This window comes from Caulobacter sp. ErkDOM-E (assembly GCF_048541895.1).
GTDB lineage: Bacteria > Pseudomonadota > Alphaproteobacteria > Caulobacterales > Caulobacteraceae > Caulobacter.
In genome coordinates, this window is sequence record NZ_CP183331.1 from 2,506,474 (window position 1) to 2,522,230 (window position 15,757).

A 15,757-nucleotide genomic window follows, 5' to 3' on the forward strand; every position below is an offset into this window, starting at 1 on the left:
GCCACACCCGCAGATTGTGGCACGTCAGCCCCGCACGGGACAATGGCACGGGAGCGCCCTGCCCCGAGGAGCGAGGCGATTTTAGCGGATGGCCACGACCTGAGCATCGTCGGTAACCAGATAGATCATCTCTCCAACCGCAATCGGGGCCAGCAGAACCGACGCACCGATCTTCAGGGTCTTTTCCGTCACGCCGGTCTTGGGGTTCAGGGCCACGGCCTCGCCGTCGCTGGAAACGGTGATCAGGCGGCCCGAGGCGAGAATCGGCGTCGACCAGAGGCGCGGATGCTTGGCCAGCTTCTTCTTCTGGCGCTTGGTCTGGCCCAGGCCCTCATTGAGGTCGCGGATCCAGTAGACGGACCCGCTCTCGCGGGCGACGCAGATCACCTGGCCCGACTTGTCGACGACAAAGACGACGTCGCCGGCGGCCCAGGGGCTGGTGATGCCGGTGATCGGCAGGGTCCAGCGCGCCTGGCCGGTGCGAAGATCGGTGGCCGAGAACACGCCCGAATGGCTGACGGCGAAGACATCGCCCTTGTAGATCACCGGGCGGCCGGGGATGTCGCGGATTTCGGACAGCGCGTTTGTACGGCTGGCGCGCGACAGGGCTTCGCTCCACAGATCGTTGCCGTTGGCGGCGCGCAGGGCGACCAGTTCGCCGGAGGCGAAGCCGGCGACAGCCGTGTCGCCGCTAACCGCAACGCTGGGCGCCGACAGGATGCGGGCCGGCTCGATCAAGGCCTGATAGGTCCAGCCGGGCGCGCCGGTGGCGGCGTTGTAGGTCAGCAGCTCGTTGTCGGTCGACACCACAAAGATGCGACCGTCGACGACGGTCGGAGCCGCATGGATCGGCGTCGAGGTGGCCTGACGCCAGGCTTCAGCGCCGGACGCGGCGTCGAGTTGGGCCACGAAGCGGAAGCCCGACGAGACGATCAGCTTGTTATCGGGGCTGAGGGCCAGACCGCCGCCAAAGCCAAGTCGGTCATTCTTGACGCCGCCAAAGCCGAAGACGCCGCCCTTGCCAGGACCGGCGGAGGGCCGCAGGTCCTTTCGCCAGTCCACCGAGCCCGTCTTGGTGTCGATGGCCGAGACCGTGGATTCGCCGTCCATGACGAAGATCCGGTCCGCCGTCGCCACCGGCGGGGCCGTGATGTGGAACTTGCGGTTGCCCTTCTGGCCAAAGCCCTTTCGCCAGGCGATCTCGAAAGCCTTGCCGGCGTCGACATGCTCGACCGACTGCTCGGCGCTGCCGCCCGGCAGTCGCCATTCGGCCTGGACGGCCGGTTCGGGCAGGTAGAATTCGGTGCCCTTTAGGACCTCGGCGGCCTCGACCTTCTGGTCGAACGCGATGACCGAGATCCGCTGGCCCTGGGTAGCTGTGGCCTTGTCCTTTTCGGACTTGTCAAAGGGGTTGAGCTTGGAGACCGTCGAGCAGCCGCTCACCGTCACCGCCGCCGACATCAGCGCGATCAACGCCACAGAACGCTTGGAATTCATGGAGCGGCTCATTGGGCGCTGTTCGGCGCGGGTTGCGGAGCGATCGGCATGGTCGCGGGGGGTGGCAAGGCGATCGAGGCCTTGACGACAGCGGCCAGGTCCTTCGCCGAGCCGGAATCGATCATCTGCATCGCCGCCTGGGAGCGCTGGCGAACGCCTTCGGAATTGTTGTCGAGCAGGTTGGCAAGAACAGAGAAGTCCTCGCGGGCGCCCTTGAGGTCGCCGCCCTGAAGCTTGGCGAACGCCAGGGCTTCCTTGGCGTTCACACGATATGGGCTCTTTTCCCCCGCCAACGGCGTCAACCTCGCTTCGATATCCTTGAACGAGGCCGTATCCATGAGCGCCAAGGCGGATTTGAGGCGCGCCAGGTCGCCGATCACCGGATCGGAAGAAAGCTTGGCCGCTTCGTCAAAATAGCGCACGGCGTCGGCGGTCTTGCCCTCTTCGAGGCGGATGCCGCCCATATGCATCAGCGCCAGGGCGCGATAGCCCGAGGCCCCGCCCTTGGACACCGCCTCCATAGCCGGGAAGCCCTTGGCCGGGCCTTCGCGGCCCATGGTCTCGAGCGCGGCCTGATAGGTTTCGGAGGCCTTGGCCGCTTCCTTGGTCTGATAGGTGGTCCAGCCCCAGTAGCCGCCCACGCCGATGACGACCGCCACGGTCGCGGCGCCGATCCACGGCAGCGCCTTTAGCGCGAGGGTCCTGTAACGGTCGGAGCGAAGCTGCTCTTCGACCTCGTCAAACACATCGACCACGAACGAGGCTCCGAAACGGACGCTGACAGCGCCCTGACACGTTGGCGCCGGACGGATCCGGCGGCGACGCATGGTTTACAACAGAATGCGGCCGGCGGAGGGCCGCCAGCGCAGGCGGCGAACCTATAGCGTGAATGGGCCAGCCGCAACGGGCGCTGGCGCGGTGTCTAGCCCTTCTTGGCGTAGTAGGTCTCGGCCTCGCCCGGGAAGGTCCGCGCCTTGACGTCGTCGGCATATTCCTGGGCGGCGCGTTCGATCTCGCCCTTCAGGTTGGCGTAGCGGCGCACGAACTTGGGCGTCCAGTCGAACAGGCCCAGCATGTCGTCGGTGACCAGGATCTGGCCGTCGCAGCCGGCCGAGGCGCCGATGCCGATGGTGGGCGGCGCGATGGCGGCGGTGATCTCACGGGCCAGGCTCTCGGCGACGCCCTCGATGACCACGGCGAAGGCCCCGGCGTCGGCGGTGCGGCGAGCCTCGTCGAGAATCACCGCGCGACCGGCCTCGTCCTTGCCCTTGGCCTTGAAGCCCCCGTCGACCAGAACCGCCTGCGGCCGCAGACCCACATGGCCCATGACCGGCACGCCGCGTTTGGTCAGATATTCAATGGTGGCCGGCACGGTCGGCCCGCTCTCGACCTTCACGGCCTGGGCGCCCGTCTCCTTCATGATCCGCACCGCGTTGGCGTAAGCGACCTCGGGTGAGGCCTCATAGGAGCCGAACGGCATGTCGACCACGACCATGGCCTTGCGCGAGCCCCGCATGACCGCCTGGCCGTGCAGGATCATCATCTCCATGGTCACGCCCACCGTATTGGGCAGGCCGTGCACCACCATGCCCAGCGAGTCGCCGACCAGCAGCAGGTCGCAGGCGTCGTCCAGGGCCGCCGCGACCGGCGCGGTGTACGCGGTCAGGCAGACGATGGGCACGCCGCCCTTGCGGGCGGCGATATCGGGGGCTGCGAGGCGGCGAACCGTCTCATCACGGTGCGAGGACAGAACCATGCTCCAGAACAGGCCCCGGGAAGGGCGAAGGCGCGCTGTTGTCGGTCAGATCGCCCCGCGCTGCAACATGAACAATGATCAGTCGATGCCGGGTCAGAACTCTTCCATCGCCCGGGTCACGGCGAAACCCAGGGCCAGAAGCGCGAGGCCCGCCGCTAGCCACAGCGCTTCCACGCTGGCGGGCGTCGCGACCATCTGGCTGACCTTGTTCATGGCCAAGTCGATATCGGCGTACAGGTCCCGCGTTCCCTCGCGCGACAGGGTCTGCAATTCGGCCGAGAAGCGGGTGGCGACCAGTTGCACCGCCGCGATGACCCCAGCCGCGATGCCCGCACCGCCGATCAGAACACGACGCAGCGCCCAGCCGCGGTCAAGATTGGCCGCGATCTGGGCGGCAAACAGCTCGGCGTCCGGAAAGGCCGGTGGCTCGTTGTAGAGCCGCGTCAGCTGCGCTTCGAAATCGGGTTCAGCCATGAGCTTCCCTCCTCGCGCTTTCACTAGGTGGGGCCAGTTTGGCCCTGAGTTTATCCAAACCACGTTTGACATGGGATTTCACCGTGCCGATCGGGATGTTTAAGGCCTCGGCGACCTCGGCGTGCGACCAGTCGCCGCCGTAGCAAAGCGAGACGCAGAGCCGCTCGCCTTTCGACAGGCTCTTGAGGGCCTCGTCCAGGTCGATGCGGTTGGCCGTGCGAGGCTCGTTCAGCGCCGTCGGGTCATCGCCGTCCTGGGCTTCGTCGGTGAAGATCATGCGGGCTTCACGCCTGACCTTGCGCAGATAGCACCGCGCCGCGATCCGCTTGATCCAGCCGCCGAAGGCGCCTTCGCCGCGATAGTCCGCCACCTGCTCGAAGCCGGCCAGGAAGGCGTCCTGGGCCATGTCGTCGGCCGTCGCCGAGTCTGCCCCCATGCGGCGCAGCAGCCCCCGGACCGCCGAGCCATGTCGCCTGACAAGCTCGCCATAGGCGCGCCGGTCGCCCGCCGCCGCGAAGGCGGCGAGCTCGACATCGTGGCCCGTTGGTGGGCGGTCACTGGACATGCTCTTCCCCCTCCCCAAGACCCGTGATCAAGCCGACTTGGGCTTGTTCGGGTTGAAGAAGCTTAGAACGATGAAGGCCAGACCGATCACTGCGGGGATGCAGGCGATGCCCAGGCCCGGAAAGTCGTGATCCCCGCCATTGAACTCGGCGAAGTGGCTCGAAAGACCGATGCCAATGCCGACCGCCAGCCAGATCACGCCCGTACGCAGGTCGCTGAGCGAGGTGGGAGCGACCTTCACATTACGCGTCAGGGCCTCGATGACCTCGGGGGGAACCGGTTGCCCCTTGTCGATCGCCGCACGCAGCGTCGATTGCATCTCGAGACGCTCGCGGCTCTTCAGGTAGACCGGCACGATCACGATCGCGCCGATGACCAGAAACATGATGATAGGGATCCAAACCTCATCCATAGCGAATTTCCTCTCGGTGGGGGGGAGACATCCATGTCACCGCCTTCTGACTATTAGAGGCGCCGGGACAGGCGTTTGGAGGCGCCCGGCGAGATGAAACTTTCGTAAGCTATTTCTGCGGCAGCAACCTGTCGCCCAGCATGGCCGCACAGATGGCCAGAACCAGCATGCCGGCCACCGGAAACAGGGTCGGCGCCAGGGCGTCGACTGCCATGTTCAGGACCGGCGAGCAGGCCCACAACACCACGCTGCCGGCCAGGGCCGCCGCGCCGCCGACCATCAGACGGTCCAGAAACGCACGGCGTTCGACAGCCTCCATGACCTCAGCCACGAACACGTCGGAAGCGCGCGGCGCGGGCGCCTCGCTGAGAAAGGCGACCAAACGATCATCAGGGGTCATGACGGATCTCCCAGTACGGCCTGCAGCCTCTCACGACCGCGGGTAACATGCGACTTAACAGTGCCCAGTGGCAGCCCCAGGGCCTCGGACGCTTCGGGATGCGACCAGCCCTGGCCAAGGCAAAGGGTGACACAGGCGCGCTGGTCTGCCGGCAGGGTGTCCAGCGCAGCCTGCAGGGCCATGCGATCCTCTTGGGCGACCTCCGAAACGGCTTCCAGCGCTTCCTGGCCTCGCCAGTCCTCATCGCGCCGGGCTGAGCGGCTGGCGGCGCGATGTTGATCCTGCGCCTTGCGCCAGGCGATTCCGTAAAGCCAGGCGCGAAAACCATCGTCGGCGCGCAACCGCCCCAAGCTCGTCCAGGCCGCCACGAAGGCCTCCTGAGCGATGTCGTCGGCGTCGAACCAGCCGCTTTTCCGCAGAAACCCCCGCAGCGGCTTCTCGTGGATCGCGACCAGCCGGGCGAACGCCGCCTGGGATCCGGCCCGCGCCGCCCTGACGAGCGGCGCGTCCATCAGGCCTTCGGGCCTCGACCCGTCAGGACCGACACCAGAGACGCCAGGCTGAGCGCGCCCATGACGAAGGCGACGATCAGGAAGGCCGGGCCGGCCTCATAGAGATCGGACGTCGCGGCGAAGGCGAAGCCCATCCCCAGCACGCCAAACAGCACCACATGGTACCAGCCACGCTCGTGGCGATAGCGATAGCGAGGCCGCATGTCGTCGCGATCATCGTCGAGATCGTAGTTGCTGCGCTTGTTCAGGCGCGCCACCAGCTCCGGCGGCGGCTCGCGGCCGCTGGCGGCGTAGGCCTTCAGCAGGTCCAGCGTGTCGCGATTGGAGCGATAGGACAGCCAGCTCTGGAAGCCGGAAAACACGAACCAGCTCAGCGGAAAGATCAGCCACCAATAAGAACGAAACAGGTCTTCCATGGGTTTGCCCCCTCCGAATTGACGCCTAGGCCTTGTTGAGTTTGGCAAGCAGTTCGGGCGGTGCCTCGCGGCCGCTGCGGACATAGGTCTGGATCAGATCCATGGCGTCGCGGCGCGCCTTTTGCGCCAGCCAGGCGTTCCAGCCCGAGATCGCGGCCCAGCTCAGCGGAAACACCAGCCACCAGAACGAATCGATCAGGCCCAGCATTGTCATCCCTCCGATGGACGCGAGACGTTCGCGCCCGTTTCTGAAGGTTAGTCGCCGCCGATCATCGTCCTGGATGCAACGAGATGCGAAATAATTTCGGACGGGGATTCAAAAACGATCGTCGGGCCGTGCTCGGCCAGGATGGCGCGTTTGGCTGCCCCCCAGGTCACCGCGCCGCTGGCCAGCCCAAGCGCGTGGGCCGCCTCGATATCGCGGGTCTCGTCCCCTATGCAGATCACCCGGTCGCGCGAGGCGCCTGAGGTCACCTTGCGAAACTTGCGCGCCTTGCCAAACAGAGAGGCGCCGCAGGAGAACTGGCTGATCAGGCCGGAAAGCTCGGGACCCAGCACCGAACGGATCGTGCGCTCGCTGTTGGAGCTGACCACGGCCAGTCGCAACCCCGCATCATGCAGGGCCTGGAGCATGCCCGCGGTTTCGGGAAACAGCGGAATAGAATCGCATTCGGCCGCCATCAGCTTCTTGCCGTGCGAGGCGATCATCGGCAGCTTCCACGGCGAGATGCCAAGATAGCGGATGACCTCGCGCGTGCCGCGGCCACGCAGCATGTCGATCTCTTCGTCGGTGACCGTCTTGAAGCCAAAGCGCTGGGCCATCGGATTGACAGCCTTGATCATCCACGCCGCGCTGTCGGCCAGCGTGCCGTCGAAGTCAAAGATGACCATGTCGTACGACGGGACGGGATAGGCTCCCACGGAACGGTTCCTGCGCTTTTCTTTTTCAGACGGAGCGTCGATGGCCGAAATAGCCCCGCTTCGCCCCGGCTGTCGTCCTAAATTCCGCCGACTCGCGCTTTGCGCAAAGTCGAATGCCTCAATCGGCCTTTCCGAAGGCCCGCGCATAGACATCTGGCTTGAAGCCGGTGGTCAAGTTTCCGTCGATGTCGAGGATGGGTCGCTTGATCATCGAGGGCTGGGCCAGCATCAGATCGATCGCCTTGCGAGCGTCCAGATCCTGCTTGTCGGCGTCCGCCAGCTTGCGGAACGTCGTGCCAGCCCGGTTCAGCACCGTCTCCCAGCCCAGCGCGTCCGCCCAGCGCTGCAGACTGTCCCGATCGATTCCCGCGACTTTGTAGTCGTGAAAGGCATAGGCGACGCCCTGCCCGTCCAGCCAGTCGCGGGCCTTCTTCATCGTGTCGCAGGCCTTGATGCCATAGATCGTGACGCTCATGGCCCGGTCCTCTCCTGAAGGCGCTGACGGGTAGCCGCGCCGCCCTACGAGCGCAAGTCAGCCGACCAGCCGATAGCGGGCCAGAACCTCGTGCCGCCCCTTACCGTGATGGCTGATCACCAGGGCAAACTCGCTCACGGTCCAGCTCACCGGTTCGATGGCGGCGACCACCGCGCCCGGCTGGCCATAAATGACCGTCAGATGCGGCGTGAAGTTCAGGTGGGAACCGTCGAGCTTCTCCCAGGCCAGGGCCTGTCGAAGGGCCGCCTGGAAGGCTTCCAGTGCCTTCAGCCCTTCACCGCCGCGCAACACGACGTTCCCGGGAAAGCCGCCGATCTGGTCGAACGACACCTGGAACGGCGCCATCGACAGTTTCGCCGCCGCGCGGGTGATCCGCTCGACCAGGCTCGCCGGGACTTCGTCCCAATAGTCGAAGTGACCAAGAGTGACGTGCATCAGGTCCGGGCTGAAAACCGCGCCGCCCAGCCTGTTGTCGACCTGATATCGACGGCTACGGGCCTGGGCGGCCGTTTTGGCCTGCTGGTCCGGATAGACCATCAGGATCAGGTGCTTGTCGCGAGGCGCGGCCTCGAAGCCAAACAGCGAGGGCTGCTCGGAATCGCGCGCCATGGATCAGCCCGCCTTGGCGGCGGCCAGGCTGGCGCGCAGGCGTTCGGCCACAGCGCCCAGCGTAATCGCCGAAAGCGCCTCGTCGACCGCGAGCGTGTCGTCCGTCGAAGCGATGAGGGCCAGGCGATGGGTGAAATCGGTCACCGCCGTGATGTGCTGAGCCAAGAGATCGACCGTGTGCAGTTCCTGCATCACCTGATTGCGGCTCTCTGGCGGGCTAACCGCCAGGATCTGACCCAGCGCGTCGTCCAGCTTTCCGCAGGCCTCGGCGGCGATCGACATTTCCGCCGAAACGGCCGCCAGAATTGCGGCGATGCTCGAGCCCGCGCTGTCCTGTTCCGAAGTCATCATTCCCCCGACGTTCAGTCTCTGTGTGTTTCCCGACCCCTGCGCGCATCGCGACGGCCGGCTGTTGGCTCACGTTGGAGTGATCCCGGGTCCGACCGCAAGGGCGATTACGCCAATCAGGCGAATTCACGGGCCCGATCCGGGGCCGCCTCAGGCCTCAATGATATGCGGGACGAAGCGGGCGAGGTTCTTGGTGACCACGCTGTCGTCCTCGCGGATACCGATCCCGGCGGGCTCATTGCCAACCATCCAGGCCCCGACGACCGGGTGCTTGCCCGCGAAGGTCGGCGGCGGGTGATAGGCCTGCACGATTGCGCCTTCCTGGCCATAGCCCTGGTCCAGGACAGGTTCATCGCCGCCAATGATCTCGACATTGGCGCCTTCGCGCGAAAACAACGGCTTGCGCACATGGCGCGAGCCCAGGGCTGAGGCGCGCGGATCGTCCTCGAAATAGGCTTCCAGCAGATTGGGATGTCCGGGGTGTCGCTCCCACAAGAGGGGCAGGATGCCCTTGTTGGACAGGATCGCTTTCCACGGCGGTTCAAGCCAGCGCACGCCTGCGGTCTTCAAATGCGCGGCATAGGGCTCGCGCAGCATGAACTCCCACGGATACAGCTTGAACGCCGCCTGGACGATGAAGCCCTCTTGGTCGACGAACTGGCCTTCGCCGTTCACGCCAATGGCGTCGATGGCCACGAACTTGGGATCCAGACCGGCCTGCAGCGCCAGATCTTCGAGGAAACGAACGGTCTGGCGATCCTCGACGGCTTGGGCGTCACTGGCGAAGTGAACGAAGCCGCCGGTCGGAAACAGGGTCGCGAAACGATCACGCAGCGCTTCGAACAGGCTGTTGAACTGGTCCGTCCCGGCCGGCAGGGCGCCCGAGGCCAACAGCTCTTCCAGCCACAGCCACTGAAAGGTGGCCGCCTCGAAGACGCTGGTCGGGGTGTCGGCGTTGTATTCGTAGAGCTTGGGCTTGCTGGCCCCGTCATAGCCGAAGTCAAAGCGGCCATAGAGCGAGGGCTCCTTGGCGCGCCACGAAGCGGCGATGAAGTCCTGGTGCTCGGCCGGGATCGCCAGCCGCGTCATCAGGGCTGCGCTGCCCACCGCCTCGTCGACGAGGTCCAGGCAGAGCTCGTGCAACTCCGCCGCCGCCGGCTCCAGATCATCTTCGATCTGGGCCAGAGTGAAAGCGTAGGCCGCCGACTCGTCCCAATAGGGCTGGCCGTCGGTGTGATGGTAGACGAAGCCGACAGCGTCGGCTTTCGCCTGCCAGTCGGCGCGCGGCGTCAGGTCAAGTCGGCGCATGCGCTCTAGGTTTCGCTCGACTTCTGCTCGATCTGCAGCGGGGCTGCGGCTGGGGGAGCCAGGCGGGCCAGGATGTCGTCGGCCGAGGACTGACCTGGGCCGATGCCGGCCAGACGCAGCTTTTCGTCGAGATCCGCACCGGTGCGCCGGTCTTCCAGTTCGCCGGACGCCTTGATCTTTTCGCCGCGAATGGCCTGGCGTTCCTTGATCCGGGCGAGGCTGTCGGCGGCCGAGCCCAGCGAAGAGCCGGCGCCAGCGCCGCGCGCGGCGACCGAGGCCTGGGCCTTTTGGACGCTCTCATTGACCTTCACGACCTCGACCTCGCGACGCAGGGTCTCGATGCGACGGTCTGTGGCGGTAATGGCCTGATGCAACTGCTCTTCGGCGCCGCGCATGCCTTCGATCTGCGGCTCCTTCAGGGCGATGTCCTGCTCAAGATCGGCAATGCGCTGGGCCACCTGACGGGCCAGGTCCATGTCGCCCTTGCCGACGGCGGCGCGGGCCGAGCCTTCATACTTGGTCACCTGCTCGCGGAAGCTGGACACTTCCTTTTCCAGGATCCGGCGACGGGCAACCAGCGTGGCCATGTCGTCGCGGGCCTTGCCCTGGGCGGTGTCGGCGTCGCGGATTTCCTGGTCCAGAATCCGGATGGCGTTGGCGTCGACGACGGCGGCCGAGGCTTCATGCGCGCCCGCGCGGCCCAGGGTGAACAGCTTGCGCCAGATGGACATCGGTGGGTCTCCGGGAACGATATTAGGCAGGGGTGAAGGACGAGCGCAGATCGGAAGCGGCCTCGATGGCGTTCTCAGCCAGCACGCGCAGCTCGATCAGGATGTCGTCCAGCGATGAGGACGGCGCCAGTTCGCCGAACAGTTCGTAATAGTCGCGGTCGCCGACCGTACCGATGCCGAAGTTCGACAGCGGCACCAGCTTCTGAGCCTTGAGCAGAAACTCGTTGAAGGCGTTGCGGTCCTCCTGTTCGTCGACCGGCCACAGCAGGACCGAAGCGGCGATCTGCTGGTCGCTGACGCTGACGAAGATCTCCAGGTCGCCCTGTTCGTGCATGGTGACCAGCAGGATGGGATCGGCGCCTTCGACGACGCGGGCCGTCATCGCGTCGCTAAGGCCATCCGACAGGGCGGTCTGCAGCGAGCGAACAGTCCAGGCGGGGGTCGTCATGGGGCGTCATCCTCCAGAGGTCGTGGCGTTTCATACAAGATGGGAGGGCGAACGCCAGTCGTCGAGAGCATCTCCCCGGCGTTCGTCATGACAAGTTCGTAATGGCGCAGCCCCTGTTGCCCGGCCAGCAGGCGTCGTACACATAGAAGGAGTCGCCACCGGGTCCGCTTTTGATGTTCAGCAAGCTCTTCGGACGCAAGGATGCGGCGCTCGCCGCGCCGGCCCTGCCCGCCATCCGCAATGTCACGCTGGGCCGAACCGTCTGGCTGGACACCTTGGCCTGGAGGCGGTTTGGCGGCGACACGCGTTTCTCGCTGGACCGCGATACGCTGGAGATCACCGCCCAGGGTCTGGTCGACCTGAAAGACGGCGGCTTCATCCATCGCTTCTACACCGACGACCACGTGTTGTTTCAGGCGGTATCTGACGATCGCGAGGGCCAGCGCCTGACCGATGTGACGGTCTTCATGCCCTGGGACAGCGCCTATCCCGGCGGGCGGACCGACCGCGAAGCCTGGGCCGCGCGGCTGAAGGCCCGCACCTTCACCGCCAAGGGGCTGGCGGACTACGATCGCCTGTGGTTTGGCGACGAAGCCGAAAGCCAGGACCCGGTCACCTTCTGGGAAGACCTGCATGACGACCGGGACGGCATTCCGGACCGCCGCATCTTCCAGACCTGCATGCTGTTTGCCCGCGACCTGCCGGGCGACGGCCGCGAATTGCTGCTCGCCATCGAGCAGGAGAGCGAAGACCACGAGGTCTCGTTCGAGATCATGCTCGGCATCCCGCTGGAAGCCGGCGAATTCAAAGCCTGACCGGAAAGAGACAGACCATGTTCGATCTTCAGGGGTTCGCGACCAGCGCCCTCGCCTTCCTGGTGGCCTTCGTCGCCGCAGGCCTGTTCACCGTGGCCTTCAAGATCATCTACCAGTGGGTGACGCCCTACCACGAGGGCACGCTAATCCGCGAAGGCAACGTCGCCGCCGCCCTGGCCCTGGGCGGCGCATTGGTCGGCTATGTGCTGCCGCTAGCCTCGGCGCTGAGCCACACCGTGTCACTGGTCGAGTTCTGCGCCTGGGCCGCCTTGGCCGGCGTGATCCAGATCGCGGCCTTTACCTTGATCCGCATGGTGGTGATGAAGGATGTCGCCGCCCGCATCGAACGCGGCGAACTGGCCTCCGGCGTCTATCTGGCCAGCATTTCGATCGCCGTGGGCCTGATCAACGCCGCCTGCATGACGTCTTGAGGCGCATCATGACCACTCAACCCAAATCCCTCCAAGCCGCGCCTCGCCTGAAGCGCTCGCGCAGCCTCACCCTCACCACCCTTATGGCGGGCGCGGCGGTATCGATCACCGCTTGCGACAACGCTCCAGCGGTCACCCAGTGGGGCGACCCGCCGGTAGCCCAGGCGGGCAAGGCCGTCGAGGCGCGCACCTTCACCAGCCTGGACGAGTGCAAGGCCTCGGGCGACTTCACTGCCCAGCAGTGCGAAACCACTTTGGCCCAAGCCCAGAAGGACAGCGCCGAGAACGCGCCCAAGTTCAACGACCAGCAAAGCTGCGAGGAGCGTTACGGCGTCGACCAGTGCGTGCCGCGCTCCAGCCAGGGCGGCGGCAGCTTCTTCACGCCCCTGTTGACCGGCTTCATCATCGGCCAGGCGCTCAACAACATGGGCGGCGGCTATCGCGGCGCACCGATGTATCGCGATCGGAACGGAACCTATTACGGCGGCAGCGGCTATCCTCTGTCGCGCGACTACGTCACCGGCCGCACGCGGGTGCGCTCGGAAAGCTTCGATGCGCCCTCCCGCGCCGAGGCCCCGAGCCGCGTCCAAAGCCGCAGCTCAGTGATCTCGCGCGGCGGATTCGGCGGCGGACGCTCGTTCGGCGGCTGATGGGTCACCATCTCGCCATGAGCCCGCAGCTTTCCCGCAACGCCGCCCAAGAGCTGGACGCGGCTGATCCGCTAGGGAGCGGGCTGCGGCCGAGTAAGGTCGAACGAGACCCTAAACAGCCGCCCCGGCCTCGCTAGCTGATAGGTGAAGACGTCCTGGGTGAGCCCCAGCGACCACACGTTGGTGTTGGACACCGCACGATCCAGCCGTGTGAACAGAGCCCGCGACTCCGCGTCCACCGGAAAGCTCTGCAAGGAAACGGACCCCGCATCGACCGCATCGCCGCCATAGCGGGACAGCTCATCCTCGACCCCGTCGGCGTGACGGTGGTCGTGCTTCAGGCGCAAGCGCCCCTCGCCCAGCCGGGTGATCACCCAAGTGCGCGAGCGATCCTCGCCAACCCGGAAGGGGATGCGGATTTCATTGGCGTCGCACTGCGCCAAGGTGATCACCAGCTCGGACTTGCGAAACGGCTCATCGACCGCGTCGCCCGTCACGACCTGGCCCGTGAAGCTCTTCCCGCAGAGTGTTTGAAGCTGGCTGAAGAACCGGTCGGCGGCGGTTTGCGCCGAGGCCATGGTCGGAACGGCTACGAGCCAGACCGTCGCGCAGAGCGCCAGGATAGGTTTCATTCAAATCTCCTGATCGGAACCGCCGACGTCCGGACGATTAACCGCCGCCTGCGGATAGGACGTGCAAGCCTGTCGATCGTCGCGCGGCGCGGATGACGCCGAGGCTATTTCCACCCGACGATGATTGCCACGACCAACGGCGAACTGCCAAGCCGACCGTGTGCGACGGAAAGAGACACATCATGAAAGAGCCCAAGAGCAAGTCGAAGAAACAGGCCCCTTCGAAAACAAAATGCGTCCAACCCCTGCGCCAAGGGTGACATGGCCGAGGGGCAAGACGAGGCCGCCCTTGGCTTTGGTGCGCTCAGCACATAAGAGGCGGCATGAGCCGGGGCCGACTTTTCGCACTGTTGCTGCTTGTGGCCTTCGCCCCCGTCGTTGCACGCGCCCAAGAGCTAGAGGCCATTTCGGTTTGGGGGCGCCGCGCCAACGACCTGGGTAGAGCGACTTCGGCGAGCGAGGGCCGTATCGCCTATGCTGACTTCGCCGTACGTCCGTTGCTGCGCCCGGCCGAGTTGATCGAAGCGGTGCCAGGGCTGGTCGCGACCCAGCACTCAGGCGCTGGCAAGGCCAACCAGTACTTCCTGCGCGGCTTCAATCTGGACCACGGCACGGACCTCGCCGCTTCGCTGGACGGTGTTCCACTGAACCTGCCCTCCCACGGCCATGGCCAGGGCTATCTGGACCTCAACATCCTCACACCGGAATTCGTCCACGATATCAGCTTCAGAAAAGGCCCCTACTCCGCCGAGAACGGCGACTTCGCTACGGCTGGCGCGGTAGCCTTCGAGACAGCGGATCACCTGCATGGCGACGGGATGCAGGCCTGGGCCGGGGAGAACGCCTACTATCGTGCGGTCGGTTCCAAGGTTCTCAGCCAAAACGTGCTCGTCGCCGCCGACGTCTCCAGCGCGCGCGGGCCTTGGACAACGCCGGAGGATCTAAAGAAGGTTAACCTGCTGGGCCGCGCGATCGTGGGAGGTTGGTCAGTTACCGCCCTGGCTTACGACGCCGACTGGAGCGCCACAGACCAGATTCCTCGGCGGGCGGTCGAGAGTGGAGCCATCGGTCGGCTGGACGCAGTTGATGCGACCGACGGCGGCGAGACTTCACGCTACATTCTTTCAGCCCGGCGGCGCGACCTGCTGCTGGGCCTGGATACGGTGATCTATGCCCAGCGCTACGAGCTCGATCTCTTTTCCAACTTCACCTACTTCCTGGTTGATCCGGTCAATGGGGACCAGTTTGAGCAAGTCGACCAGCGCTGGGTTTACGGCGGCGCGCTGATCAAGCGCTGGACGCTGGGCGACCGCTGGAGCGCGCGGACCGGCGCCTCGGTCCGTGTCGATGCGATCGGCAAGGTCGGCCTCTACCGCACCACAGCCCGCGTGCGTCGCGAGACCGTTCGTCAGGACGCCCTGACCCAATGGTCGACGGCCCTGTGGGGCGAAACCTCCAGGCGATTCGGCAAGCTGGACCTCACCTTGGGCCTGCGCGCCGACGCCATGGGCGCCGAGGTCCATGCCGGCGACCCACGCAACAGTGGGACTGTCAGCGAGGTTCTGTTGAGCCCCAAGCTGACCCTGGCCTGGCGGGTTTCAAAAACTTTCGAGTTCTATGCCGACGCCGGACGCGGCTTTCATTCCAACGATGCGCGCGGAGCGGTGATCACAGTCGACCCCGTCACCGGCGATCCTGCCGAGCGTGCGTCATTGCTATCGCCATCAGACGGCGCAGAACTGGGCCTGCGCTGGAAGCGCAACGACTGGGCCCTGACGGCGGCGGCCTGGGCGCTGCACGTCGACTCTGAGCTCATCTATGTCGGCGATGCCGGCTTCACCGAGGCCAGCGGCGCGACTCGACGAGCCGGTCTGGAGCTTCTGGTCGACTGGCGGCCGAGCTCGCGCCTGGATCTGACGGCGTCTTACGCCGCCACCCACGCCCGCTTCACTGGCGATCCGCCCGAAGGCGACCGTATTCCCAATGCCGTCGGCGCAGTATTGAGCGCCGGCGCCAGTTGGAAGTTGGGCAAGGCCTCTACCCTTTCGCTGACCTGGCGCCGACTGGGCGCGGCGCCGCTCATTGAGGACAATTCCATACGTTCGCGTCCGACAAGTCTGGTCAACGCCCTGTTCGTCCAGAACCTGGGCCCGGCCAGTGTGATGGTCGAGGTCCTGAACATGACGGACAGCAAACGCGATGACATCGCCTATGCCTACGCCTCCCGGCTGCCGTCCGAGCCTGCCGGCGGAGTCGACGACGTCCACTTCCATCCGGTCGAACCCCGGACCCTGCGCGCGGGGTTGAAGATCAGTTTCTGACCAATCGTGACAAAAA

Annotated in this window: 22 protein-coding genes; 4 read left to right on the top strand and 18 right to left on the bottom strand. The window is 65.7% G+C overall.

Annotated features, from left to right (window positions below; all coding sequences use genetic code 11):
* Nucleotides 1–81 precede the first annotated feature (81 nt).
* The 17 genes from ACN2C7_RS12240 to ACN2C7_RS12320 all read right to left on the bottom strand — a co-directional run bounded on the left by ACN2C7_RS12240 (nucleotide 82) and on the right by ACN2C7_RS12320 (nucleotide 10,892).
* Nucleotides 82–1,509 carry a PQQ-binding-like beta-propeller repeat protein gene (locus tag ACN2C7_RS12240; protein ID WP_419317253.1) on the bottom strand — a complete coding sequence of 476 codons (1,428 nt, stop codon included), beginning with the start codon at nucleotides 1,507–1,509 and terminating at the stop codon, nucleotides 82–84.
* A complete protein-coding gene (locus ACN2C7_RS12245) occupies nucleotides 1,506–2,252 on the bottom strand; it encodes a tetratricopeptide repeat protein (protein WP_419317254.1) in 747 nt (248 codons plus the stop codon). Before ACN2C7_RS12245 ends, ACN2C7_RS12240 begins: the two co-directional genes overlap by 4 nt.
* A 167-nt stretch (nucleotides 2,253–2,419) precedes the next feature.
* On the bottom strand, nucleotides 2,420–3,247 hold the full coding sequence (panB, locus tag ACN2C7_RS12250) for a 3-methyl-2-oxobutanoate hydroxymethyltransferase (protein ID WP_419321466.1): 828 nt from the start codon (nucleotides 3,245–3,247) through the stop codon (nucleotides 2,420–2,422).
* A 99-nt stretch (nucleotides 3,248–3,346) separates the two neighbouring features.
* Nucleotides 3,347–3,727, bottom strand: a complete 381-nt coding sequence (locus tag ACN2C7_RS12255; RefSeq protein WP_419317255.1) for a hypothetical protein — start codon at nucleotides 3,725–3,727, stop codon at nucleotides 3,347–3,349.
* Nucleotides 3,720–4,292, bottom strand: a complete 573-nt coding sequence (locus ACN2C7_RS12260) for an RNA polymerase sigma factor (RefSeq protein ID WP_419317256.1) — start codon at nucleotides 4,290–4,292, stop codon at nucleotides 3,720–3,722. The genes ACN2C7_RS12255 and ACN2C7_RS12260 overlap by 8 nt, the downstream gene beginning before the upstream one ends.
* 27 nt (nucleotides 4,293–4,319) lie before the next feature.
* Nucleotides 4,320–4,676 carry a DUF6249 domain-containing protein gene (locus tag ACN2C7_RS12265; protein ID WP_419317257.1) on the bottom strand — a complete coding sequence of 119 codons (357 nt, stop codon included), beginning with the start codon at nucleotides 4,674–4,676 and terminating at the stop codon, nucleotides 4,320–4,322.
* A gap of 136 nt (nucleotides 4,677–4,812) precedes the next feature.
* Nucleotides 4,813–5,103, bottom strand: a complete 291-nt coding sequence (locus ACN2C7_RS12270) for a hypothetical protein (RefSeq protein ID WP_419317258.1) — start codon at nucleotides 5,101–5,103, stop codon at nucleotides 4,813–4,815.
* Complete coding sequence (locus tag ACN2C7_RS12275) at nucleotides 5,100–5,615, bottom strand: RNA polymerase sigma factor (protein ID WP_419317259.1); 516 nt, start codon at nucleotides 5,613–5,615, stop codon at nucleotides 5,100–5,102. The genes ACN2C7_RS12270 and ACN2C7_RS12275 overlap by 4 nt, the downstream gene beginning before the upstream one ends.
* Nucleotides 5,615–6,031 carry a hypothetical protein gene (locus tag ACN2C7_RS12280; protein WP_419317260.1) on the bottom strand — a complete coding sequence of 139 codons (417 nt, stop codon included), beginning with the start codon at nucleotides 6,029–6,031 and terminating at the stop codon, nucleotides 5,615–5,617. Before ACN2C7_RS12280 ends, ACN2C7_RS12275 begins: the two co-directional genes overlap by 1 nt.
* Nucleotides 6,032–6,056: 25 nt before the next feature.
* On the bottom strand, nucleotides 6,057–6,239 hold the full coding sequence (locus ACN2C7_RS12285; protein WP_419317261.1) for a hypothetical protein: 183 nt from the start codon (nucleotides 6,237–6,239) through the stop codon (nucleotides 6,057–6,059).
* A 47-nt stretch (nucleotides 6,240–6,286) separates the two neighbouring features.
* Complete coding sequence (locus tag ACN2C7_RS12290) at nucleotides 6,287–6,952, bottom strand: HAD hydrolase-like protein (RefSeq protein WP_419317262.1); 666 nt, start codon at nucleotides 6,950–6,952, stop codon at nucleotides 6,287–6,289.
* A gap of 118 nt (nucleotides 6,953–7,070) precedes the next feature.
* Nucleotides 7,071–7,427, bottom strand: coding sequence for an ArsC family reductase (locus ACN2C7_RS12295; RefSeq protein WP_419317263.1), 357 nt, complete (start codon nucleotides 7,425–7,427; stop codon nucleotides 7,071–7,073).
* 57 nt (nucleotides 7,428–7,484) lie between these two features.
* A complete protein-coding gene (locus tag ACN2C7_RS12300; RefSeq protein WP_419317264.1) occupies nucleotides 7,485–8,057 on the bottom strand; it encodes a 2'-5' RNA ligase family protein in 573 nt (190 codons plus the stop codon).
* A 3-nt stretch (nucleotides 8,058–8,060) separates the two neighbouring features.
* Nucleotides 8,061–8,405 (bottom strand): hypothetical protein, encoded by a 345-nt coding sequence (locus tag ACN2C7_RS12305; RefSeq protein ID WP_419255158.1) that lies wholly within the window; start codon nucleotides 8,403–8,405, stop codon nucleotides 8,061–8,063.
* A 150-nt stretch (nucleotides 8,406–8,555) separates the two neighbouring features.
* Entirely contained in the window at nucleotides 8,556–9,713 is a 1,158-nt protein-coding gene (locus tag ACN2C7_RS12310) for a glutathionylspermidine synthase family protein (protein ID WP_419317265.1), read from the bottom strand.
* A gap of 5 nt (nucleotides 9,714–9,718) precedes the next feature.
* The gene (locus ACN2C7_RS12315; protein ID WP_419317266.1) at nucleotides 9,719–10,444 is read right to left on the bottom strand and encodes a PspA/IM30 family protein; all 726 of its coding nucleotides are present in this window, start codon (nucleotides 10,442–10,444) and stop codon (nucleotides 9,719–9,721) included.
* Nucleotides 10,445–10,466: 22 nt separating this feature from the next.
* Entirely contained in the window at nucleotides 10,467–10,892 is a 426-nt protein-coding gene (locus tag ACN2C7_RS12320) for a YjfI family protein (RefSeq protein WP_419317267.1), read from the bottom strand.
* Nucleotides 10,893–11,065: 173 nt separating this feature from the next.
* Here ACN2C7_RS12320 and ACN2C7_RS12325 point away from each other — a divergent pair, with 173 nt between their 5' ends.
* Genes ACN2C7_RS12325 through ACN2C7_RS12335 form a run of 3 tightly spaced genes read left to right on the top strand, consistent with a single transcriptional unit; the run spans nucleotide 11,066 to nucleotide 12,788 of the window.
* Nucleotides 11,066–11,707: a DUF2491 family protein gene (locus ACN2C7_RS12325; RefSeq protein ID WP_419317268.1), complete on the top strand. Its 642-nt coding sequence runs from the start codon at nucleotides 11,066–11,068 to the stop codon at nucleotides 11,705–11,707.
* A gap of 17 nt (nucleotides 11,708–11,724) precedes the next feature.
* Nucleotides 11,725–12,138: a DUF350 domain-containing protein gene (locus tag ACN2C7_RS12330; RefSeq protein ID WP_419317269.1), complete on the top strand. Its 414-nt coding sequence runs from the start codon at nucleotides 11,725–11,727 to the stop codon at nucleotides 12,136–12,138.
* Between the two features lie 8 nt (nucleotides 12,139–12,146).
* Nucleotides 12,147–12,788, top strand: coding sequence for a DUF1190 domain-containing protein (locus tag ACN2C7_RS12335; protein ID WP_419317270.1), 642 nt, complete (start codon nucleotides 12,147–12,149; stop codon nucleotides 12,786–12,788).
* 71 nt (nucleotides 12,789–12,859) lie between these two features.
* On the opposite strand, the gene ACN2C7_RS12340 is transcribed toward ACN2C7_RS12335, so the two are convergent.
* Complete coding sequence (locus ACN2C7_RS12340; RefSeq protein ID WP_419317271.1) at nucleotides 12,860–13,420, bottom strand: hypothetical protein; 561 nt, start codon at nucleotides 13,418–13,420, stop codon at nucleotides 12,860–12,862.
* A gap of 323 nt (nucleotides 13,421–13,743) precedes the next feature.
* Between ACN2C7_RS12340 and ACN2C7_RS12345 the strand changes: the two genes are divergently transcribed.
* Nucleotides 13,744–15,741, top strand: coding sequence for a TonB-dependent receptor (locus ACN2C7_RS12345; RefSeq protein WP_419317272.1), 1,998 nt, complete (start codon nucleotides 13,744–13,746; stop codon nucleotides 15,739–15,741).
* Nucleotides 15,742–15,757: the final 16 nt, after the last annotated feature.